At 76.0% G+C, this 22494-nt stretch carries 14 protein-coding genes; 10 read left to right on the top strand and 4 right to left on the bottom strand.

Annotation, left to right across the window (positions count from 1 at the left end; translation table 11 throughout):
- Positions 1 to 169: 169 nt before the first annotated feature.
- A complete protein-coding gene (locus tag KPF47_RS29950; RefSeq protein WP_224392150.1) occupies positions 170 to 2605 on the top strand; it encodes a UvrD-helicase domain-containing protein in 2436 nt (811 codons plus the stop codon).
- A 3-nt stretch (positions 2606 to 2608) separates the two neighbouring features.
- Here KPF47_RS29950 and KPF47_RS29945 read toward each other — a convergent pair whose 3' ends face one another.
- The 3 genes from KPF47_RS29945 to KPF47_RS29935 form a co-directional block, all read right to left on the bottom strand.
- Positions 2609 to 3235, bottom strand: coding sequence for a DUF1707 domain-containing protein (locus tag KPF47_RS29945; protein WP_224392149.1), 627 nt, complete (start codon positions 3233 to 3235; stop codon positions 2609 to 2611).
- Between the two features lie 48 nt (positions 3236 to 3283).
- A complete protein-coding gene (locus KPF47_RS29940; protein ID WP_224392148.1) occupies positions 3284 to 4072 on the bottom strand; it encodes a M23 family metallopeptidase in 789 nt (262 codons plus the stop codon).
- Between the two features lie 424 nt (positions 4073 to 4496).
- Positions 4497 to 5471 (bottom strand): triacylglycerol lipase, encoded by a 975-nt coding sequence (locus tag KPF47_RS29935; RefSeq protein WP_224392147.1) that lies wholly within the window; start codon positions 5469 to 5471, stop codon positions 4497 to 4499.
- Positions 5472 to 5732: 261 nt separating this feature from the next.
- Here KPF47_RS29935 and sucC point away from each other — a divergent pair, with 261 nt between their 5' ends.
- The 8 genes from sucC (at position 5733) to KPF47_RS41155 (ending at position 17025) form a co-directional block, all read left to right on the top strand.
- The gene (gene sucC, locus KPF47_RS29930) at positions 5733 to 6923 is read left to right on the top strand and encodes an ADP-forming succinate--CoA ligase subunit beta (RefSeq protein ID WP_308015530.1); all 1191 of its coding nucleotides are present in this window, start codon (positions 5733 to 5735) and stop codon (positions 6921 to 6923) included.
- Between the two features lie 3 nt (positions 6924 to 6926).
- Positions 6927 to 7811 (top strand): succinate--CoA ligase subunit alpha, encoded by an 885-nt coding sequence (gene sucD, locus KPF47_RS29925; RefSeq protein ID WP_224392145.1) that lies wholly within the window; start codon positions 6927 to 6929, stop codon positions 7809 to 7811.
- Positions 7812 to 8225: 414 nt separating this feature from the next.
- Entirely contained in the window at positions 8226 to 9278 is a 1053-nt protein-coding gene (locus tag KPF47_RS29920; protein ID WP_224392285.1) for a hypothetical protein, read from the top strand.
- A 355-nt stretch (positions 9279 to 9633) separates the two neighbouring features.
- Positions 9634 to 11187: a DUF6350 family protein gene (locus KPF47_RS29915; protein WP_224392144.1), complete on the top strand. Its 1554-nt coding sequence runs from the start codon at positions 9634 to 9636 to the stop codon at positions 11185 to 11187.
- Between the two features lie 282 nt (positions 11188 to 11469).
- Entirely contained in the window at positions 11470 to 12078 is a 609-nt protein-coding gene (gene purN / locus KPF47_RS29910) for a phosphoribosylglycinamide formyltransferase (RefSeq protein WP_224392277.1), read from the top strand.
- Positions 12071 to 13630, top strand: coding sequence for a bifunctional phosphoribosylaminoimidazolecarboxamide formyltransferase/IMP cyclohydrolase (purH, locus tag KPF47_RS29905; RefSeq protein WP_224392143.1), 1560 nt, complete (start codon positions 12071 to 12073; stop codon positions 13628 to 13630). The genes purN and purH overlap by 8 nt, the downstream gene beginning before the upstream one ends.
- Before the next feature lie 273 nt (positions 13631 to 13903).
- Positions 13904 to 14959, top strand: coding sequence for a hypothetical protein (locus KPF47_RS29900; protein ID WP_224392142.1), 1056 nt, complete (start codon positions 13904 to 13906; stop codon positions 14957 to 14959).
- Entirely contained in the window at positions 14956 to 17025 is a 2070-nt protein-coding gene (locus KPF47_RS41155; protein WP_374108915.1) for a DNA polymerase Y family protein, read from the top strand. Before KPF47_RS29900 ends, KPF47_RS41155 begins: the two co-directional genes overlap by 4 nt.
- Positions 17026 to 17080: 55 nt before the next feature.
- On the opposite strand, the gene KPF47_RS29890 is transcribed toward KPF47_RS41155, so the two are convergent.
- Positions 17081 to 18592, bottom strand: coding sequence for a M28 family peptidase (locus KPF47_RS29890; RefSeq protein WP_224392141.1), 1512 nt, complete (start codon positions 18590 to 18592; stop codon positions 17081 to 17083).
- 465 nt (positions 18593 to 19057) lie between these two features.
- Here KPF47_RS29890 and KPF47_RS29885 point away from each other — a divergent pair, with 465 nt between their 5' ends.
- Entirely contained in the window at positions 19058 to 22393 is a 3336-nt protein-coding gene (locus KPF47_RS29885) for an error-prone DNA polymerase (RefSeq protein ID WP_224392276.1), read from the top strand.
- Positions 22394 to 22494: the final 101 nt, after the last annotated feature.

Raw genomic sequence — 22494 nt, 5'->3', positions numbered from 1 at the left:
GCAGCGGGAACCGGGGTCCGGTACCCGTAGCGAAATCGACCGTCGTGAGCCACGCGGCGAGTGTAGACCACCGTGCGCGGGGCGCCGGCGCGTTTCCCCCGGACCGGGGAGGCCGCCCGGCGACGCCGGAGCGGGATCGTCGGACCCCCGGCGTACCGTGTTCGACACGATGAGTGCGCTGTTCGAACTCCCCGGGACGGGCCCCGCCGCCGCTGCCGAGCCGACGACGGCCCAGGGCCGCCGACTGCTGGAGGGTCTCAACGACCGCCAGCGGGAGGCCGTGACCCATGCGGGTTCGCCGTTGCTCATCGTCGCCGGCGCGGGGTCGGGCAAGACGCGTGTGCTGACCCACCGGATCGGCTGGCTGCTGGCCGAGCGCGGGGTGCACCCCGGCGAGGTCATGGCGATCACCTTCACCAACAAGGCCGCCGCGGAGATGAAGGAGCGCGTCGACGCCCTCGTCGGGCGTCGCTCCGGGCCGATGTGGGTGTCCACCTTCCACTCCATGTGCGTACGGATCCTGCGGCGCGAGGCCAAGCACCTGGGGGTGCGCAGCGCCTTCTCCGTGTACGACGCCGACGACACCCGTCGCCTGGTCGGGATCGTCGGGCGCGACCTGGAGCTGGACCCGAAGAAGTTCGCGCCGCGGGCGCTCGCCGCGCAGATCTCCAACCTGAAGAACGAGCTGGTCTCGCCGGACGAGGCCGCCGACCGTGCCGCCACCGACCACGAGCGGCGCATCGCCGAGGTCTACGGCGTCTACCAGTCGCGGCTGCGCCAGGCCAACGCCTTCGACTTCGACGACCTGATCATGGAGACGGTCTCGCTGCTGGACCGGCTGCCGGCCGTCGCCGAGTACTACCGGCGCCGCTTCCGGCACGTGATGGTCGACGAGTACCAGGACACCAACCACGCGCAGTACGAGCTGGTCCGCCAGCTCGTCGCCCCGGCCACGGCGAACGGCCGCCCCGGCGAGCTGTGCGTCGTCGGGGACTCGGACCAGTCGATCTACGCCTTCCGCCGCGCGAACATCCGCAACATCATCGAGTTCGAGCAGGACTTCCCGGACGCGCGGACGATCCTGCTGGAGCAGAACTACCGCTCGACCCAGACCATCCTGTCCGCGGCGAACGCGGTGATCGCCCGCAACCCCGAGCGGCGCGACAAGCGCCTCTGGTCCGACTCCGGCGACGGTGAGCGCGTCGTCGGCTACGTCGCGGACAACGAGCACGACGAGGCGTCGTTCGTCGCCCGCGAGATCGACCGGCTCGTCGACACCGGGGAGTACCGCAACTCCGACATCGCGGTGTTCTACCGGACCAACAACCAGTCCCGTGTCTTCGAGGACGTGTTCCTGCGCGTCGGCCTGCCCTACAAGGTCGTCGGCGGGGTCCGGTTCTACGAGCGTCGCGAGATCCGGGACGCGCTGGCCTACCTGCGCGTGCTGTCCAATCCGGAGGACACGGTCAGCCTGCGCCGGATCCTCAACGTGCCCAAGCGCGGCATCGGGGACCGGGCCGAGGCGGTCGTCGCCGAGTACGCCGAGCGCGAGCGCACCTCGTTCGCCCGAGCACTCCGCGCCGCCGCCGAGGAGCCGCAGCGGCTGCCGGCGCTGGCGACCCGCTCGCAGAAGAACATCGCCGGGTTCGTCCGGATGCTCGACGAGCTGCGCGAGCTCGTCGAGCGCGGCGACGACACCGCCGAGGTGCTCGAGGCCGTCTACGCGCGCACCGGCTACCTCGAGGAGCTCCAGGCCTCGGAGGACCCGCAGGACGGCACCCGGATGGACAACCTCGCCGAGCTCGTCACGGTGGCGCGGGAGTTCGCGGGCGACGCCGCGGTCGCCGACCTCGCCACGGACGGAGGGTGCGCGATCGGATCCGGCGCGGCACCCGACGGCGCGGCCCCCGAGGGAGAGGCCGACACCTATGACGACACCCCCGACGGCGTCCCGGAGCCCGGCTCGCTGGCCGCCTTCCTGGAGCGGGTCGCGCTGGTCGCGGACGCGGACTCCATCCCCGACGACGACTCGGGTGTGGTCACGATGATGACCCTGCACACCGCGAAGGGGCTGGAGTTCCCGGTGGTCTTCCTGACCGGCTGGGAGGACGGGATCTTCCCGCACCTGCGCACCCTGGGTGACCCCAAGGAGCTCGCCGAGGAGCGCCGGCTGGCCTACGTCGGCATCACCCGCGCCGAGAAGCGGCTCTACCTGTCCCGGGCGATCGTGCGGTCCGCGTTCGGGCAGCCCAGCACCAACCCGGCGTCGCGGTTCCTCGACGAGGTGCCCCCGTCGCTGGTGGACTGGCGGCGCACCGAGGAGCAGCTGGCCGCGCAGCGACCGTCGGCGCCGGTGGGGCGCTTCGGGTTCGGGAAGCGTCCGCAGGCCACCGACCGCGGGTCCTGGAAGGTCCCGGAGCGGTCGCTGAACAACCAGTCGCTGCACCTCGACGTCGGGGACCGGGTCAACCACGACAAGTACGGCCTGGGCACGGTCGTCGCCGCCGACGGCGTCGGTCCGCGTGCGACGGTCACGATCGACTTCGGCTCGGGCGGGACGGTCCGGCTGATGCTGATCGGCGGCGTCCCGATGCAGAAGCTGTAGACCTCAGTCGTCGTCGCGGTCCTGCGTCGCGGCCTCAGCCGGGGTCAGGACCTTCACCGACCCGAACGCCCCGGCGACGTGCACGTCGACCGTCCGGTCCCCGGGCGTGGCGCACGCCGTCGGACACTCCGTCGAGCCGAACACCGTGAACCCGGAGACGTCCGCCCGGACGCCGTCGGGCACCACCACCTCGACCGAGCCGAACAGCAGCACCCCGCCCACCCGCGGGGTGTCGGCCTGGACCCCGATCGTGCGGGACCCGAAGACCGTGACGCCGTCGGTCACCGGCAGCACCTGGGACCCGCCCCAGACGGCGGCGACGACGAGCGCGGCCGTCGCGAGGATCCCGCCGGCCCGGCGCCCGGCGGCCGCGGCGAACTCGCCGGCCGGGGCCGGGGCGTCCGCGGACGGTGTCCGCTCGACGGCGGTGGTGGGTGCCCCGGCGGTGTCGGCCGGCAGGTCACGGGTCAGCGGCTCCAGGTCGGCGCGGGTACGGGCGGACCAGGCCTTCGCGGAGCGCTCCTCGTACTCGGGCAGGGACAGCCGCCCCTCGCCGTGCGCGCGCTGCAGCCGGGCGTCGACCGCCCGGCGCTCGCCGTCCCCCACCCGGTATGCCGCATCGTCCGCCACCCGGCCATTCTGGACCTTCCGGGCGGAGCGGGGCAGTGGTGCCCGCGGTCAGGCGTCGAGCGAGCCCGTCGCGGCGGTCACGTCGAGACCGCGTGCGGCCAGCCACGGCAGCGGGTCGACCTTCGTGCCGTCGGACTCCCACACCTCCAGGTGCAGGTGCGGACCGGTGGACTGGCCGCGGTTGCCGACCTCGGCGATCTCGTCGCCTGCCCTGACCTGCTGGCCCTCCTGGACGAACGACCGGTTGATGTGGCCGTAGACGGTGCTCGTGCCGTCGGGGTGCTTGAGCACCACCCACATCCCGAAGCCGCTGGCGGGGCCGGACTTCTCCACGACGCCGTCGGTCAGGGCGAAGATCGGGGTCCCGATCGGGGCGGCGAGGTCGATGCCCTTGTGCTGCACGCCCCAGCGGGCGCCGAAGCCGGAGGTGAACCGTCCGGCCGTCGGCATGACCAGGGCCTCCCCGTTGTACATGACCGCCTTCGGGGCGCCGTGCGACATCGCGGTCGTCACGGCCCGCTCCAGCTTGGCGGCCTCGCGGCCCATCCGGGCTGCCTTCGTCAGGTTGGCGACGTCGACCTTCGAGGTGGAGTCCAGGTCGGGCAGGGATGCGGCCTGCGCGCTGAGCTGCTCACCACCGATCGCGGAGGTGTCCATCGGGGCGGTCGTGTCGGCCGGACGGGTGTCGCCGGACACCGGCAGCATCGCCGACGCGGCGAGCCGGGCGTAGGACTCCTCGACCGAGGCCTCACCGCCCCAGCCGGGCACCCCGAGGGCTCCGGCGACCGTCTGGCCTGCCGCGACGAGGGCACCGCCGGCCGCCGCGGCGACGGTCATGCGGGTACGCGAGACCGCCGGCGGGGGAGCCGGGAGCGCCGGGAGCCGGTGACCGGCCGGCGACACAGGGGGGAGCGTGCCGGGCCGGGCCTCCGGTCGCGTGGCGCCGCTGGGGGAGCGGTGGCGCGACAAGACTGCCCTTCTGGTGTTCAGGGCGCCGCGGGCCGACCGGCGGTGATCGTCGGAGTGGGGGCTCCGTCGGGGGATGGCGTCGTTCGGGGCGACACCGATCACCGTGACCGGTCCGTGACGTGGACGACGCGACGTTAACCCGGGCCTCGCCGAGCGGCAACGGCGGGCCGCTGTGTGGTTGCGGACGGTCGTCGTTCGTCGACGACCGGTCGGGCGATCGCGCGGGGAGCGGTGAACGGGGGCGCCCCGTTCCTCCGTCCGGGCCAGGAGCGTTCCGCGGCTCCGACCGGGCTCAGGCGCCCTCGGCGGTGTGCCGGCCGACGAGCGGCAGGGATCCCCGCAGCCTCCGGTCGCGCACCCGGTCGTGCTCGCGACGCTCCTGCTCGCCGCGGGCCAGCGTGCTCGCCACGAAGTGCACGGTGCGCCGGTCCACCGGCAGTGCCAGGTGGCCGACGTCGTCCAGCTCCAGCTCCTGTACGTCGAGGTCCGGGTGGCGCAGCCGGGAGTTCCGCTGCGGGACGATGATCTCGTCCATCCGCGACCACACCACCAGGAACCGGGTCCGGCAGCCGGGGGCGGGCTCGTCCAGCTCGCGCAGGATCGCCGAGCCCGGGCACAGCTGGCGGCACAGCGGGAGCGGCGCGATCCGGGCCAGGTTGCTCCCCGAGTGCGGACTGCCCAGCGTCGCCAGGGTGTCGACGACGGCGTCGCCGCCCATCCGCTGCACGTAGTAGCGGGCGATCACCCCGCCGAGGGAGTGCCCCACGATGTGCACCCGGTCCGACCCGGTGGCCTCGCGCAGGCGCTCGACGTGGCCGCGGAGCTCGTGCGCCGCGGTGCGGACGTCGTCGGTGAGCAGGCTGTAGTTGATGGCGTGCACCACCCCGAAGCCGCGCCGCCGCAGCTCGTGGGCGAACACCGTGAACACCGAGCGGTTGTCCATGATCCCGTGCACCAGCAGGATCGGCGTCCCGGCCGCGGTGGGGTCGGCGACGACCAGGCTCCGCTTGACCGGGGGGAGGGTGTCGGTGCGCCAGTGGCCCTGCGGGCGGACGGTCTCCCCGGCCAGCCCGATCGGGTACAGCGCGAGGTGCGCCGCCAGCCACGCACCCTCGAGCGCGAGCCCGCGCAGCCCGGCCCGCGAGGTGAACGTCCGCGCGGCGTAGCCCGCCGCCTGCCCGAGGTCGGACGTCGCGGCCGTCACTGTCGACAGCGCCCCGTCGGCGATCGCGCGCAGGCGAGCGCCTCCGGGTAGCGACGTCGCCATGTCCGAAAGGTAAGTCAGGTCACAGGATTCCGCTGCACCACGGGGCGGCGCGTGGCCCCGATCACTCGGACGGTCCATCTGAATCGAGCACTGGGCCGACGGGGTGACAGCGGTCACCGGCCCAGGTCAGGACCGGTGCGCACGGCGTGGCTAGGCTCCCGGGCGCAGCATCACCGACGTCCGCGACCGCTGCCGCCCGCCACCTGTGCGGGGCGCGCCCGGAGAACGAGCCGGGGACGTGCCGGTCGCGGCGAGAGCGAAGTGGAGCGGGAGAGCCGAGTGGACCTCTACGAGTACCAGGCGAAGGACCTCTTCGCCGCGCACGGAGTCCCGGTGCTGCCGGGCCGGACCGTGGACAACGCCGCCGACGCGGCGGCCGCGGCGGCCGAGCTGGGCACCGCCGTCGTGGTCAAGGCGCAGGTCAAGACCGGTGGTCGGGGCAAGGCCGGCGGCGTGAAGCTGGCCGAGAACGCCGACGAGGCCAAGGAGAAGGCCGAGGCCATCCTGGGCCTGGACATCAAGGGCCACACCGTGCACCAGGTCCTGGTCACCGAGGCCAGCGACATCGCCGAGGAGTACTACTTCTCCTTCCTGCTCGACCGGTCCAACCGCACCTTCCTGGCCATGTGCTCGGCCGAGGGCGGCATGGAGATCGAGCAGCTGGCCGTCGAGCGCCCGGACGCGCTCGCCCGGATCGCGATCGACCCGATCGCCGGCGTCGACAAGGCCAAGGCCGACGAGATCGTCGCCGCGGGCAAGATCCCGGTCGCCGTCGCCGACGAGACCGCGGACGTGATCGTGAAGCTCTGGGAGACCTTCGTCTCCGAGGACGCGACGCTGGTCGAGGTCAACCCGCTGGTCCGGGACCCGCAGGACAAGGTGATCGCTCTCGACGGCAAGGTCACCCTGGACACCAACGCCGACTTCCGGCACCCGCAGCACGCGGACCTGGTCGACGAGCGCACCGAGAACCCGCTCGAGGCGAAGGCCAAGGCCAAGGGCCTCAACTACGTCAAGCTCGACGGCGGCCAGGTCGGCATCATCGGCAACGGCGCGGGGCTCGTCATGAGCACCCTCGACGTCGTCGCCTACGCCGGTGAGGCACACGGCGGGGTCAAGCCCGCCAACTTCCTCGACATCGGCGGCGGCGCCTCGGCGCAGGTCATGGCCGACGGCCTGGACGTCATCCTGGGCGACGACGAGGTCAAGAGCGTCTTCGTCAACGTCTTCGGCGGCATCACCGCGTGCGACGCGGTCGCCAACGGCATCGTCGAGGCCCTCAAGATCCTGGGCGACGACGCGACCAAGCCGCTGGTCGTGCGCCTGGACGGCAACAACGTCGAGGAGGGTCGCCAGATCCTCGCCGACGCGAACCACCCGCTCGTCACCGTGGTGGGCACGATGGACGACGCGGCCGCCAAGGCCGCCGAGCTCGCGAACGCTGGAGCCTGAGACATGTCGATCTTCCTCAACGAGAACAGCAAGGTCATCGTCCAGGGCATCACGGGCGGCGAGGGCACCAAGCACGCCACCAAGATGCTCGCCGCCGGGACGAACATCGTGGGTGGTGCGAACGCCCGCAAGGCCGGGACCACGCACACCATCGGCGACAAGGACGTCACGGTGTTCGGCACGGTGGAGGAGGCGATCAAGGAGACCGGCGCCGACGTGTCGGTCATCTTCGTCCCGCCGAAGTTCGCCAAGGACGCCGTGATCGAGGCCATCGACGCCGGGATCCCGCTGGCCGTGGTCATCACCGAGGGCATCCCGGTGCACGACTCGGCGTACTTCTGGGCGCACGCCGTCGCCACCGGCAACAAGACCCGGATCATCGGCCCGAACTGCCCCGGCATCATCTCGCCCGGCAAGTCCAACGCCGGCATCATCCCGGCGAACATCGCCGGCGCGGGCCGCATCGGCCTGGTGTCGAAGTCCGGCACGCTGACCTACCAGATGATGTACGAGCTGCGGGAGTTCGGCTTCTCCACCGCCATCGGCATCGGCGGTGACCCGGTCATCGGCACCACCCACATCGACGCCCTCGAGGCGTTCGAGGCGGACCCCGAGACCGAGGCCATCGTGATGATCGGTGAGATCGGTGGCGCCGCCGAGGAGCGCGCCGCGGACTTCATCAAGGCCAACGTCACCAAGCCGGTCGTCGGCTACGTCGCGGGCTTCACCGCCCCCGAGGGCAAGACGATGGGCCACGCCGGCGCGATCGTGTCCGGTTCGGCCGGCACCGCGCAGGCGAAGAAGGAGGCCCTCGAGGCCGCCGGCGTCAAGGTCGGCAAGACGCCGTCCGAGACCGCCGCCCTGATGAAGGAGATCCTCTCCGCCTGATCGGCGACGCTCTCCGCACGTCCGACGCGCGGGCCCCGGGAACTCCTCCCGGGTGCCCGCGCGTCGTGCTGTGTGCACCCGAGCGCCTCACCCGGTCGGGTCGGGGGCATCGGCTAGCGTGCGGTGCAGCGAGTCCGTCCGTCACACGGGAGTGGTCGTCATGTCGAGCAACGAGCCCGGGGCCGCCCCGGCTCCGGAGCAGGCCACGCCTGCCCCGACGGTGCGGGTCGCCGTGCTGGCGGGGGCCGTGCTGGCCCTGCTGACGCTGGTCCTGACCTTCTTCGACGTCACCACCGGGCTGTTCCCGGTCGCGATGGTCGTCGCCGGCGGCGTCGCGGGTGCCCTCACCCTGCTGCCCGGTACCGGGCGCACCCTGGTCGGTGGCGTGGTCCTGTCGACGACGGGCGCGCTGAGATGCTGCTGCTCCTGGCCGGCACCGGCACCGGGGCGGTCGGCGGCACGCTCGGCTGGGTCGTGTTCGTGGTCGCGCTGCTCGCCGCCGCGTTGCTCTACGCCCAGCTCCTGCTGTCCGGCGTCGTCGCGGCCCCCGCCCCGCGGGCGCCCCGCCCGTCGCACGTCGCGCAGCCCGGCTGGGGACCCGGTCAGGTCCCGCCCGGGCAGCAGCCGCCCTGGACGCCGCAGCAGCCCTACGGCGCGGGCAGGCCCGGTGCCGGGGCCCCGTACGGGGCAGCCTCCGGGGCGACGCCCCACGGCGCGGACGCACAGGGCCAGGGCCAGTACGGCGCGAACCCCTACGGCGCCCAGCCCGGCGCCGTCCCGTACGCCCCGGGGCAGCCGGGGGCGGCGCAGTACGCGGCGGTGCAGCCGTACGGAGCGGGCCAGTACGGAGCCGGCCAGTCCGGCGCGGGCCAGTACGGCGCCGGTCAGTACGGCGCGGAGCAGCCCGGTGCGGGTCAGTACGGCGCGGGGCAGGGGCCCCACGGTGCGGGCCGGTACGGCGGCCCCGGTGCCGAGCAGCCCGGTGCCCACGGTGCGGCGCAGCCCGGCGCGGACCAGGCGGGTGCGGCCCCGTACGGAGGCGCCTCCGGTGCGGTCCCCACGCCGCAGCCCGCCGGGCAGCACCAGTCCGGGCAGCCGGGCTCGGCCGGCGTGCCCGGGACACCGGACGGGACCGGCGACGACGTGGGCCGCCACGCGGTGGGCAGCCACACCGCGCCGCCCGTGCCGCCCGTGCCGGCCGACCCGCACGCCCCGTCCGGCACGGGCGGTGCGTTCTCCGGGGTGTCCTACGGCGATCGCGCCGCCGCGGTGACCGGCACGCCGGACCCCGGACAGGCCCCGCCCGCGGCCGGCGCACACCCGGCCGGCACCCCGGACGACGCGGGGACCACCCGTCCCTCCGCGGTGCCGGCCTCCGGCGAGCGGACCGACCGTCCCGCGTCCCCGGCCTCCGGCGACGACGAGGCGACCCGCACCTTCCGACCCGGCGGCGACGGCCCCGCCTGAGCCGGGCCCCCTGACCCGGGCCCCGCCTGACCCGGGCACGCCGGAACCGGGACCCACGGCGGACACCCGTCACGGCGGCCGCGCTGCCGTCGGGCGTGGGCCCCGGCACGTCGCGGCGTGCCTGCCCGGTCCGGGGGCGTTCGCTGCGACGCTGACCGGGTGAGCACCACCCCGTCCCGCCCGCGGTCGCCCGGCCCCCCGGACCCGGAACACCGGGTCCGACCCGGAGCGGTCCCGCGGTGGGCGCGCGGCCGCCGTCGCGGAGCGGGGACGTCGCCGCCCCGCCCGGACACCGTCCCGCGACCGGGCGTCGGGTACCGGGCTGGACCGGCTGCGGATCCTGCTCGTCGCCACGATGGGCGCCGTCCTCGCCGGGTACACGATGCTCGTCCCGGTGGCGGCGTTGCTGACCGGCACCGGCGGCGTCGCGGTGACCGCGGACGGTGCGCTCGCCACCGCCGTCCCGCTGTGGCTGGCCGCGCACCTCATCCCGGTCGCCGTGGAGGGGCGGCCGTTCGGGGTGCTGCCGCTGCTGCCGACGCTGGTCGGCGTCGCGCTGGTGGCCTTCTGCTCCCGCTGGGCGGTGCTCCGCCTGGGCGGGCGGGTCCGGCACGACGCGGGCGCCGTCGTCGCGTCCCAGGCCGGCGCCGCCGCGGCGGTCGCCGTGCTCGCCGGGGCCCTGCTGCCGCGGGACATGGCCGTCACCGCACCGTGGGCGGCGATGGTCGGGGCCGGGCTGGTCGCCGGCACGGCCGCCGGGATCGGTGTCGTGCACGCCTGCGGAGCCCCGGCGGCCTGGCAGCGGGTCCTGTCCGGATGGCCCGGCGCCGCGCTCGCCGGGGCCAGGGTCGCGGCCGCCGCCCTGCTGCTGGTCGCCGCGCTCGTGCTGACCACGGGGCTGCTCGTGAGCGCCTCGGAGGTCGCCGACACGGCCGAGCGCATCGCACCCGGTGCCTGGGCGGGCGTCGGGGTGCTCGTGCTGAGCGTCGGGTACCTGCCGAACGCCCTGCTCGGAGCGCTGTCCTGGGCGCTGGGCGCGGGGGTGTCGGTCGGGATCGCCCGGTCCGGTCCCTTCGGTGCCGAGCCCGGACCGCTCCCGCCGTTCCCGCCCGCCGCGGTGCTGCCCGTCACCACCGTCCCGACGGCCGCGGTGCTGGTCGTGCTGCTGCCCGTCGTCGCGGGGGTGCTCGGCGGGATCGCCTGCCGCCGGGCGCTCGGCGAGGACGCGCCGGTCGTGGACCGGGTCGCGGCACCGGCGGCCGCCGCCGTGGTCGTCGCGGTCGGGGCGGCGGTGCCCGCCGCGCTCGCAGGCGGTGCGCTGGCGGGCGGGCCCTACGACCCGGTGTCGCTGCACCCGTGGGCGGTGCTGGGGTCCGCGTTGCTGCTGGTCGGGATACCGGCGGTGCTGACCTGTGCCGGGACCGAGCTCGCCCGGCACGTTCCGGTGGGCGGCACCGACCGCTCGCGGAACGCGGTCTCCCGGGCCCGTGCCGCCCGGGACCGCCGCCGGGTGTCGACGGTGGCGGAGCTGGTCGAGCGCCGGCGCACCGGCGGGGCACCCGCCCGTCGCGCCGACGTCGCGGGGGACGAGGAGTTCTTCCCCTACCCCGACGACGGCGCCGACGACGGAACCGACGACGACACCGGCCCGGCCGCCCGGGACCTCACCCACGCCGACGACCCCGACGACGACCTCGACGCCGGTGACCTCGACGCCGGTGACCGCGGAGCCGCTGCCCGTCGGCGGGACCGCGCCACCGACCGCGCCACCGACCGCGCCACCGACCGCGACGCCGCCGGCCACCGTGTCGGCGACCGGGCCGGGGATGACCGGGCCGGGCACGACCGCTCCGACGGCACCCGGACCGACCGCCCCTCCCGCCCCCACGACCGCTCCCGGGGCGACTGACCCGCCCGGGTCGCCCGGTCTGCCCGCCCGCCCGGCCCGGCTCGCCCAGCCCGGTTCGCTCGCCCGCCCGGCCCGGCTCGCCCGCCCGGCCCGGCCCGGCCTGCCCGCCCGGCCCGGCTCGGGCCGCGGGCCCGGACCGACATGCCGCCACCGCCACCGCGACCCGCCTCACCGGCGGGCGCGGTGACCCGGGCCACCGCACCGGGCGGCGTCGTCGTCGGCGGGCGCGTCTACCCTGGCCAGGGGCCGTGGAGCGGTCCGGACCGGCGAGGAAGGGACACGGTGGGCGCGCAGGAGCGGCACGAGGCGCTGCGGGTCGTCGTCCTCGTCTCCGGGAGCGGCACGCTGCTGCAGGCGCTGCTCGACACGGCGGGCGCCGGATATTGCGTCGTCGCGGTGGGGGCCGACCGTGCGGGCGCCACCGGGCTCGACCGGGCCCGCGCGGCGGGGGTCCCCACCTTCGTCGAGCGGGTCGCCGACCACGCCGACCGCGACGCCTGGAACACCGCGCTCGCCGCGGCCGTGCTCGCGCACCGGCCGGATCTGGTCGTCGGAGCCGGGTTCATGAAGCTCGTCTCCCCGGCCTTCCTGGACGCGCTCGGATGCCCGATGCTGAACACGCACCCGGCCCTGCTGCCGGCGTTCCCCGGCGCGCACGCCGTCCGGGACGCGCTGGCCGCCCGGGTGCCCGTCACCGGCGCGACCGTGCACGAGGTCGACGCCGGGCTCGACACCGGACCGGTGCTCGCCCAGGCGGAGGTCCCCGTGCTCCCGGGCGACGACGAGACCTCCCTGCACGAGCGGATCAAGACCGAGGAACGACGGCTGCTGGTCGCGACCGTGCGACGGTTCGCCACCGCCGCCCAACCCCACGAGGTGAACAGTGAGTGAGCGCAGGCCGGTACGCCGGGCCCTGATCAGCGTCTACGACAAGGCCGGTCTCCTCGACCTGGCCACCGGGCTGCACGCCGCCGGGGTGGAGATCGTCTCGACCGGCTCCACCGCCCAGCGGATCGCCGACGCCGGCGTCCCGGTCACCCCCGTCGAGGAGGTCACCGGGTTCCCCGAGTGCCTCGACGGCCGGGTCAAGACCCTGCACCCGCGGGTGCACGCCGGGCTGCTCGCCGACACCCGCAAGCCCGAGCACCTCGCCCAGCTCGAGCAGCTGAACATCGCGCCGTTCGACCTGCTGGTGTCGAACCTGTACCCGTTCCGCGAGACCGTCGCGTCCGGCGCGAGCCGCGACGAGGCCGTCGAGCAGATCGACATCGGCGGCCCCGCGATGGTGCGGGCCTCGGCCAAGAACCACGAGAGCGTCGCCGTGGTCGTCGACCCCTCGCGCTACCCCTGGGTGCTCGAGCAGGTCGGTGCGGGCGGGTTCGTCGTGGAGGACCGCCGCCGGCTGGCCGCCGACGCCTACCGGCACACCGCCGCCTACGACGTCTCGGTCGCGACCTGGATGGGTGAGCAGTTCCCCGCGGGCGACGACGACGCGTCCGCCGAGTGGGTCGGCGCCACCTGGACCCGCGAGCGCCCGCTGCGCTACGGCGAGAACCCGCACCAGTCCGCCGCGCTCTACACCGACGGCACCGGTTCCGGTCTCGCCGGCGCGCAGCAGCTGCACGGCAAGGAGATGTCCTACAACAACTACGTCGACGCCGACGCCGCATGGCGCGCCGCGCACGACCACGGCGACCGCCCGACGGTCGCGGTGATCAAGCACGCCAACCCGTGCGGGATCGCGGTCGGGACCGACGTCGCCGAGGCCCACCGCAAGGCGCACGCCACCGACCCGGTGTCGGCGTTCGGCGGGGTCATCGCGGTCAACGGTGAGGTCTCGGTCGCGCTGGCCGAGCAGGTCGCCGAGATCTTCACCGAGGTCGTCGTGGCCCCCGGCTACGCCGACGGCGCGCTCGAGGTGCTCCAGCGCAAGAAGAACGTCCGCGTGCTCCGCATCCCCGACGGCACCGCCCGCACCGGCACCGAGCTCCGCCCGATCTCCGGCGGGCTGCTGGTGCAGCAGCGTGACCTGGTCGACGCCGACGGCGACGACCCGGCCGCCTGGAAGCTCGTCACCGGCGACGCCGTGACCCCCGAGGTTCTCGACGACCTCGCGTTCGCCTGGCGGGCCTGCCGCGCGGTGAAGTCCAACGCGATCCTGCTCGCCCACGACGGCGCCGCGGTCGGTGTCGGCATGGGGCAGGTCAACCGGGTCGACGCGGCCAAGCTCGCCGTGACCCGGGCCGGTGACCGGGCCCGCGGCGCGGTCGCCGCCTCCGACGCGTTCTTCCCCTTCCCCGACGGGCTGGAGGTGCTGCTCGACGCCGGTGTCGCCGCCGTCGTGCAGCCCGGCGGCTCGGTCCGCGACGACGAGGTCGTCGCGGCCTGCGCGAAGGCGGGCGTGCCGATGTACCTGACCGGGACACGGCACTTCGCCCACTGACCCACCGCCCCACCCCGACGGCCCGGGACCGCCTCGCGCGGCCCGGGCCGTCGGCGTCCGGAGCAGCGCGGAGGGTGATCCGGCCGAGAATGTCGGGGGTGCGTGCGACGGTCCTCCCGTCGTCGTCACCACCCCCACCCGGGGGATGCGGAGCGGCGGCACAGGCCCTATGATTCGAACATCGGTTCGAGCACGCGTCGCCTTCCCCGCGGCGCGCCGGGCGTGGTCGCGGCCGTTCGGCCGTGGCGCGGTGTGTGGCGGGGAGGTACTGCGGTGCGCGTCGGTGCGGGCGAGGGGCCGGTCGTCGTCGGGGGAGCGGCGGCGGTCGGCCGGGTGGTCGGCGGTGCCGGTGGGGGAGCCGGCGTCGACGTCGGGGACGACACCGGTCCGGAGGGGTCCGGGCCGGTGATCGGGGCCGGGTCACGTGTCTCCGGGGGCGGGCGGGAGCCGCTGCCCGGGGCGCGGGGCCCGGCCGGGGGGCCGGGGTCCTCGGTGGCCTCGGCCGCCGAACGGCTCGCCCGGGCCCGGCACGTCCTGCACCGCACGGAGACCCGGGCGGGCCTGGAACGGTCCCGGCCGGCGCCCACGGGGCCCTGCCCGGAGCCGGAGCCCCCGGCCCGCAGCACGGGGACGGTCGAGGCGCGCCCGGCGGCCGGGGCCGACCTGCTACCGGTGCCGGGGCCGCTGGCCGGTCTGCTGCCCGGCGACGGTCTGCGGCGGGGGTCCACCGTGGCGGTGGGCGCGGGTTCCGGCGCGGCGTCGCTGCTGTTCGCGCTGCTGGCCGCGGCGTCGGCGGAGGGCGCCTGGGCGGGTGTGGTCGGGCGCCCCGGCCTCGGCGCGACGGCGGCGGCCGAGGCGGGCGTGCGGCTGGACCGGCTGGCGCTGGTCCCCGACCCCGGTGCGGACCTGGTCGGGGTCACCGCGGCCTTGTTGGACGGGCTGGACCTCGTCGTCGTGGCCGGGCCGGAGCGGGCCGGGCTGCGGGCCGGGGACCGGCAGCGGCTCGCCGCCCGGGCCCGGCAGCGGGGTGCGGTGCTCCTGGCGCTCGGTGGATGGCCGGGTGCGGACCTGCGGCTGCGCTGCACCCGTCCACGGTGGGAGGGCGTCGGCCGCGGGACGGGGCGGCTGCGGTCCCGGCGGGTCGAGGTCCGGGCGGAGGGGCGCGGGATCGGCCCGGCCGGGTGGGGGGTGGAGGTGCTCCTGCCGGGGCCCGGCGGTGCGATCGTCCCCGCCCCGGCCGTCCCCGTGGTGCCGTCGGTGCCCGGGGTCCCCGCGGCGGCGGGGGGCGTGGTCCCGGTGGCCCGGCCGGTGGTCCGGGTGGCGGGATGAGCACGTCCGACGCGCCGGATGCGGGCGGTACGACGGGGACGGGCGGCGGGACGGGTGGCTCGGGGCGGACGGCCGTGCGTGGCGGGCCGGGCGCGGACGGCGGTGCGGGCCGGGTGGAGCCCGACCCGCGGGTGCTGGCCGTCTGGTCCCCGGACTGGCCGGTCACCGCCGCCGCCCGCGCCGCGCACGTCCCGGCGGACCGGCCGGCCGCGGTCCTGCACGCCAACCGGGTCCTGGCCTGCTCGGCGACGGCCCGCCGGGCCGGTGTCCGCCGGGGGCTACGCCGTCGGGAGGCGCAGGCCAGGGCCCCGGAGCTCGCGGTGCTCGCCCCCGACCCGGGGCGCGACGCCCGGTTGTTCGAGCCGGTCGCCGCCGCGGTGGAGGCGCTCGCCCCCGGCGTCGAGGTGGTGCGGCCGGGGCTGCTGGTGCTGCCGGCCCGCGGTCCGGTCGGCTGGTTCGGCGGGGAGCGTGCCGCGGTGGAGCGGCTGATCGACCAGGTCGCGCTGCACGCCGGGACCGAGTGTCAGATCGGCGTCGCGGACGGGATGTTCGCCGCCGAGCTCGCGGCCCGCCGGGGGCGCGGGGTGCCGCCGGGGCGGTCGGCGGAGTTCCTCGCGCCGCTGGAGGTCGCCGAGCTGGACCGGGATCCCGAGGTCGACCGGGCCGCGCTGGTGGACCTGCTGCGCCGGCTGGGGCTGCGGTCGCTGGGAGCGTTCGCGTCGTTGTCGGCGGCCGACGTGGCCTCGCGCTTCGGCGCCGACGCGGTGGTCGCGCACCGGCTCGCCCGCGGGCTCGACCCCCGTCCGCCCGCGCGCCGGGTCCCGCCGGAGGAGCTGTCCGCGGCGGTCGAGCTGGACCCGCCGGTGGACCGGGTCGACGCGGCCGCCTTCGCCGCGCGGGGTCTCGCGACCCGGCTGCACACCGCGCTCGCCGGGCACGGTCTGGCCTGCACGCGGCTGGGCGTGCACGCGCGCACGGAGAGCGGGGAGGAGCTGCTGCGCGTCTGGCGGTGCGCCGAGCCGCTGACGCCGTCCGGGACGGTCGACAGGGTGCGGTGGCAGCTCGACTCGTGGCTCGGGCGCGGGGGCTCCGGGACGTTGGTCGCACTGCGGCTCACCCCGGAGGACACCGTGGTGGCCGGGGCGCTGCAGCGTGGTCTGTGGGGTGATGTCGGGGAGAGCGACGAGCGGGCCGGGCGGGCCCTGGTCCGGGTGCAGGCGTTGCTCGGGCCGGAGGCGGTCGTCACCGCGGTCCCGACGGGTGGCCGCGACCCGGGCGAGCGGGTGCGGCTGGTGCCGTGGGGCGACGAACGGGTCGTCGAGGACACCGCGGTGCCCGCCCGCCCGGGGCCGGCGGCCCCCGCGGCGGACGGCGTCGAGGGGGCAGGCGCGGGTGCCGGACAGGAGGACCCCGCGGGGGCGGCACCGGTCCCCGGGCGGCTGACGGTGGCCCGCCCGGGCGACGGCGTACCCGGGACGGCGCTGCCCGGGGCGGCGCTGCCCGGGGCGGCGCCGGGGACGGCGGCCGGGTCGGGCACCGTCCGGTCGGGGTCGGGGTCGGGGTCGGGGTCGGGGTCGGTGGCGGGACCGGTGTCGACGGCGCCCGCGGTCCGCGGAGCCGGGGGTTCCACCGCCCCGGCCGGGTCCGCAGGCGCCGGCTCCGCTGCGGCCCCGGACGGTGGGCGGGCCGGGACCGTGCACCCCCGCCGTGCCCCCGGCCGTCGCCCGCCCGCCGACCCTCCGGCGACCTGGCCCGGCAGGCTCCCGGCGCCGTCCCCGGCGACGGTGCCCCCGGACCCGGTCCCGGTCCGGCTGCTCGCCGCGGACGGCGCCGAGGTGTGCCCGGCCGCGCCGGACCTGCTCGACGGCGTCCCGCACCGGGTCGCGGGCGGTGGCCCGGACCGGGAGGTCACCGGTTGGGCCGGGCCCTGGCCGGTGCACACCCGCTGGTGGGCCCCCGACGGGCCCGGGCCCGCGGTGCGGCTGCAGGTCGTGCTGACCGACGGCACCGCCCTGCTGCTCGTGCACCGCGGCGGACGCTGGACGGTGACCGGTGTGTACGACTGAGCCGTCACCCGTCGCCGGGTCCACCGTGGCCGGGCCGGCGCCCGCGACGTGCGGGTCAGCGCTGCGGGATGCCGCTGAGGTCGACCGCGAACCGTCCGATCGCCGACGCCATCGCCGTCACGTTCCGGTCCAGCGCGGTCCGGTCGATGTTGGTCAGCCGGTCGCAGGGCGTGTGGTAGCAGGGGTCGTAGGACTGTCCCGCCGTGCCGCCCCACTTCTGCGCCTGCTCCGGGGTCTTCTGCTCCTCGGCGCCGGTGAACAGACCGCCGGCGGGGATGCCGGCCTCGATGAAGGGGCCGTAGTCCGAGCGCCCGTCGAACGCCGTGCCCTCGGGGCCGTTCACCCCCGCCCCGACCAGCGCCTCGGTCAGGACGCGCTCGGCGGTGTCGGAGCCGGGCGGCCCCGCCTCGCCGCCGAGACCGTCGGAGTTGTCGCCGTCGTAGACCAGGTAGCCGGGGTTCGGCGAGCCGACCATGTCGAAGTTCAGGTACAGCGCGATCCGCGCCCGGTCGGGCTCCGACAGTCCCTCGACGTACTTCGTCGAGCCGACCAGGCCGATCTCCTCGGCGCCCCACCAGGCGAAGCGCACCTTCTGGCCGACCGGCGGGGACCCGCCGAGCTTCTGCGCGATCTCGAGCAGGGCGGCGCTGCCGCTGCCGTTGTCGTTGATGCCCGCCCCCTCGGGGACGCTGTCGAGATGGGCCCCGGCGACCACGACACGGCCCGGGTCGCCGGTGGTGGTCTCGGCGATCACGTTCCGGGAGGTCTGCTGCCGGATCGTGGTGTCGAGTACGAGCGAGGCCTGCTGTCCGTCGCGCAGTGCGGCGCCCGCGCTCCGCGTCACCGCCGCGGTCGGGACGACTCCCGGGGTGTCCCCGAGGGTGGCGGGCAGGGCCGCGTCCTCGGTGTTGACCACGATCACCGCCACCGCGCCCGCCGCCCCCGCGAGCCGGGACTTCTGCCCGAACTCGCAGGTCCCACGCTCGACGACGGCGATGGCCCCGGCCGGCATCCCGGTGTAGTCGGCCGCCTCGCAGCCCGGGGTCGGGTCCTGCGGGGTGCGCGGACGCAGCGACAGCGGCGCGGTCAGCCCACCGGGCGGGGTCGCGGGGGAGAAGCCGAGCACCTCGGTCGGCGCCGGGGCGCCTGCCACGGTCAGCCGGGCGTCGCCCGCGGAGAACGTGCGCACCTCGAACGAGGGGGTCGACACCTCGAACCCGCTCTCGCGCAGCGTCCCGGCGACGAGGTCGACCGCCGCGTCGTACCCGGGGGTGCCCACGGCGCGGTTGCCGTCGTTGGCGTCGGCGAGCTTCTCGAACTGCTGCAGGTGGGCGTAGGCGCCGTCGCCACCGGCCGCGGCCGCGAGCCGCTGCGGCAGGCCGGGGTCACCCTGAGCGGCCCCCTGACCCCCGCCGCCGGGGTTCCCGATCGTCGCGGTGCCCGGGCCCGCGGGGACGTCCGCGCAGGCCGCCAGCGCGACGACGGCCACCCCGGCCGTCGCGACCCTGACCAGCCAGTTCCCGAGGCGCGGCCGGCGCCGGCCACCCGTCGTGCTCGCCCGTCCCATGGAGCCCACCCCTGCCGTCCGGCCCGGTACCGGGCCCCGTCCGCGCCGGGTGCCCGGCGCTCCTCCTGCGTGCGCGGTACCGGTCGGGCACCGCGGCGTCGGACCAGCATCCGTCATCGGGCGTGGCCGTGCGGTGAACCGGCGATCACGACACGGCGTCACGAACACGACGGTACGGCCCCGTCCGCGGCGATCCTCGGTCGATCCACACCGGGGTCTCAGTCGTTCCACAGGTTCGGCTGGTGGACTCGGAGAGGTCGGCGGGGCGGTCCACGAACCTCCTGCCGGCACCGGAGGGAGACGTCCGGGTGGCCCGCGGGCCGGCGCTGGGGAGCGGCCGGTGTGCCGCGCCGGAGCCCGGACCGCCGTGCGGGGCCGACCGGCGCTGGGGAGTAGCCGGCCGGCCCGCACGGCGACGCCGTCCGCGACTCCCCGTTCGAACACTTGTTCGAGTACGCTGTCCGGGTGGGCTGGCAGAACCCGGACGTCCCCTGGACGGAGCTGGAGAGCGCGCTGTCCGGTCGTCCCGCGCGCGACGGTGCGAACCTGCGCGGCGGCCCGGAGGCCGACGGCGGGGACGCCCCCGCCTGGTCCGCCCACCGCGGTCCCTACGAGCCGCCCGAGGACCTGCTCCATCCGGCGGGGCCCGGCCTCGTGCCGTACGCCGAGCTGCACTGCCACTCGCACTTCAGCTTCCTCGACGGTGCGAGCTCCCCGGAGGAGCTGGTCGAACGCGGCGCCGAGCTGGGTCTGGAGGCGGTCGCGCTCACCGATCACGACGGCATGTACGGGGTCGTGCGGTTCGCCGAGGCGGCGCGCGCGCTCGGGATGCGCACGGTGTTCGGCGCCGAGCTGAGCACCGGCCTGACCGCCCCGCAGAACGGCGTCGCCGACCCCGAGGGCGAGCACCTGCTGCTGCTGGCCCGCGGGCCCGACGGCTACCGCGCGCTGTGTCGCACCATCTCGACGGCGCAGATGCGTGGCGGGGAGAAGGGGCGCCCGGTCTACGACCCGGACGAGGTCGTCGCCGACACCGCGGGGAAGGTCGTCGTGCTGACCGGCTGCCGCAAGGGTGCGGTGCGCCGCGCCCTGGAGCGGTCGGGCCCGGCGGCCGCCGCCGCGGAGCTGGACCGGCTGGTCGCGCGCTTCGGCGTGGAGAACGTGCGGGTCGAGCTGACCGTGTCCGGCGAGCCCGGCGACACCGAGCGCAACGACGTGCTGGCCGAGCGGGCCGGCGTCGCGACGGTGGCGACGACGGGCGCGCACTACGCCACCCCCGACCGGGCCCCGCTGGCCGCGACCGTCGCCGCGGTGCGGGCCCGGCGCAGCCTCGACGAGATCGACCCCTGGCTGCCCGCGGCGGGTACCGCGCACCTGCGCTCGGGGCGGGAGATGGCCCTGCGGTTCGACGAGCGTCACCCCGGTGCGGTGCGGCGTGCGGCGGAGCTGGGCCGGGAGCTGGCCTTCGAGCTGCACCTGGTGGCGCCGGACCTGCCGCCGTTCGACGTCCCACCCGGGCACACCGAGACGACCTGGCTGCGGGTCCTGACCGAACGCGGCCGGATGGAGCGTTATGGCAGCCGTGACGAGAATCCGTTCGCGGCGCACACCGTGCAGCGTGAGCTGGAGATCATCGAGGCGAAGAACTTCCCCGGCTACTTCCTGATCGTCCACGACATCGTCGACTTCTGCCGGCGGTCGAACATCTTCTGCCAGGGTCGGGGCTCGGCCGCGAACTCGGCGGTCTGCTACGCGCTGGGGATCACCAACGTCGACGCGGTCCGGCACGGGCTGCTGTTCGAGCGGTTCCTGTCCCCGGACCGCGACGGCTACCCCGACATCGACCTCGACATCGAGTCCGGCCGCCGCGAGGAGGCGATCCAGTACGTCTACCGCCGCTACGGGCGGCTGTTCGCCGCGCAGGTCGCGAACGTCATCACCTACCGGCCGCGGTCGGCGGTCCGCGACACCGCCCGCGCGCTCGGGTTCTCACCCGGCCAGCAGGACGCCTGGAGCCGGCGCGTCGAACGCTGGCACGCGCTGGAGGCGAGCGAGCTGCCGCAGGAGATGCCGCCGCTGCTGCTGGACCTGGCCGGGCAGCTGATGGGCGCACCCCGGCACCTGGGCATCCACTCCGGCGGCATGGTCATCTGTGACCGGCCGGTGTCCGAGGTCGTCCCGGTGGAGTGGGCGCGGATGGCCGACCGGACCGTCGTGCAGTGGGACAAGGAGGACTGCGCCGCCGCCGGGCTGGTGAAGTTCGACCTGCTCGGCCTGGGCATGCTCACCGCGCTGCACCTGATGGTGGACCTGGTCGCGACCGTCACCGGCGAGCGGATCGAGCTGCACGCGATCGGCGAGTCCGACCCGGAGGTCTACGCGATGCTGTCGCGCGCCGACTCGGTCGGGGTGTTCCAGGTGGAGTCCCGCGCCCAGATGGCCACCCTGCCCCGGCTGCGCCCGCGCGAGTTCTACGACCTCGTCGTCGAGGTGGCGCTGATCCGGCCGGGGCCGATCCAGGGTGGCTCGGTGCACCCCTACATCCGGCGGCGCAACGGGTTGGAGACCTGGGAGCACGACCACCACCTGCTGCGACCCGCGCTGGACAAGACGCTGGGCATCCCGCTGTTCCAGGAGCAGATGATGCAGATCGCGGTCGACGTCGCGGGGTTCACCGCGTCGGAGGCCGACGAGCTGCGCCGGGCGATGGGCTCCAAGCGGTCCACCGAGCGGATGGAACGGCTGCGCGGGCGCTTCTACGCCGGGATGGCCGCGAACGGGATCACCGGCGAGCTCGCCGAGCGGATCTTCGCCAAGATGCTGGCCTTCGCGAACTTCGGGTTCCCGGAGAGCCACTCGATCAGCTTCGCCGCGCTCGTCTACTACTCGGCGTGGTTCAAGCTCTACCACCCGGCGGCGTTCTGCGCGGGCCTGCTCAACGCCCAGCCGATGGGGTTCTACTCGCCGCAGTCGCTGGTGGCCGACGCCCGCAGGCACGGGGTGCGGGTGCACCGTCCCGACGTCAACGCCGGCCGGGCCGACGCCGTGCTGGAGCCGGACGACCCGAGCACCGGGGGCTGGGCGGTCCGGCTCGGTCTGGCGGGGGTGCGCACGGTCGGGCAGGACCTGGCGACCGCGATCGACGCCGAGCGCGCGGCGGCGGGCCCGTTCGCCGACCTGCCCGACCTGGCCCGCCGGGTCCGGCTGACCGGCCCGCAGGCCGAGGCCCTGGCCACGGCGGGTGCGTTCGGCTGCTTCGGGGTGCAGCGGCGGGAGGCGCTGTGGGCGGCGGGGGTCGTCGCGGGGGTGCGACCCGAGCACCTGCCGGGGACCGCCGTCGGGTTCGAGGCGCCGGCGCTGCCGGGGATGACCGCGGCGGAGCTGACCGTCTCCGACGTCTGGGCCACCGGCGTCTCCCCGGACAGCCACCCGGTGCAGCACCTGCGTGCCGACCTCGACGCGCTCGGCGCGGTCCGGATCGACCGGCTCGACGAGGTCGGCCGTCGCGCCGGCCCGGACGCTCCGGCCCGGGTGCTGGTCGGGGGACTGGTCACCCACCGCCAGCGACCCGCGACGGCGCGCGGGGTGACGTTCGTGAACCTCGAGGACGAGTCCGGGATGCTGAACGTGACCTGCTCGGAGGGGCTGTGGGCGCGCTACCGGTCGGTGGCGCTGGGCAGCGCGGCGCTGCTGGTCCGGGGCAGGCTCGAACGCAGCCCGGAGGGCGTGCTGAACCTGCTGGCCGACCGGCTGCAGCGGATGCCGCTCGCGGTGAAGGTGGCGTCCCGGGACTTCCGCTGACCGTCCCGCCCGCGCCCCCTCCGGGTCCACGCCCGCCGGGCCCCACGGCCGCGGGGACCCGCGACCCCGTGACCGGCAGGTCCCCGGACCAGAACCGCGCG

This window comes from Pseudonocardia sp. ICBG1293 (genome assembly GCF_020131355.1).
Classification (GTDB): Bacteria; Actinomycetota; Actinomycetes; order Mycobacteriales; family Pseudonocardiaceae; genus Pseudonocardia.
The sequence above is the reverse complement of the archived record's forward strand: the minus strand, read 5'-3'. Positions and strand labels throughout refer to the sequence as shown.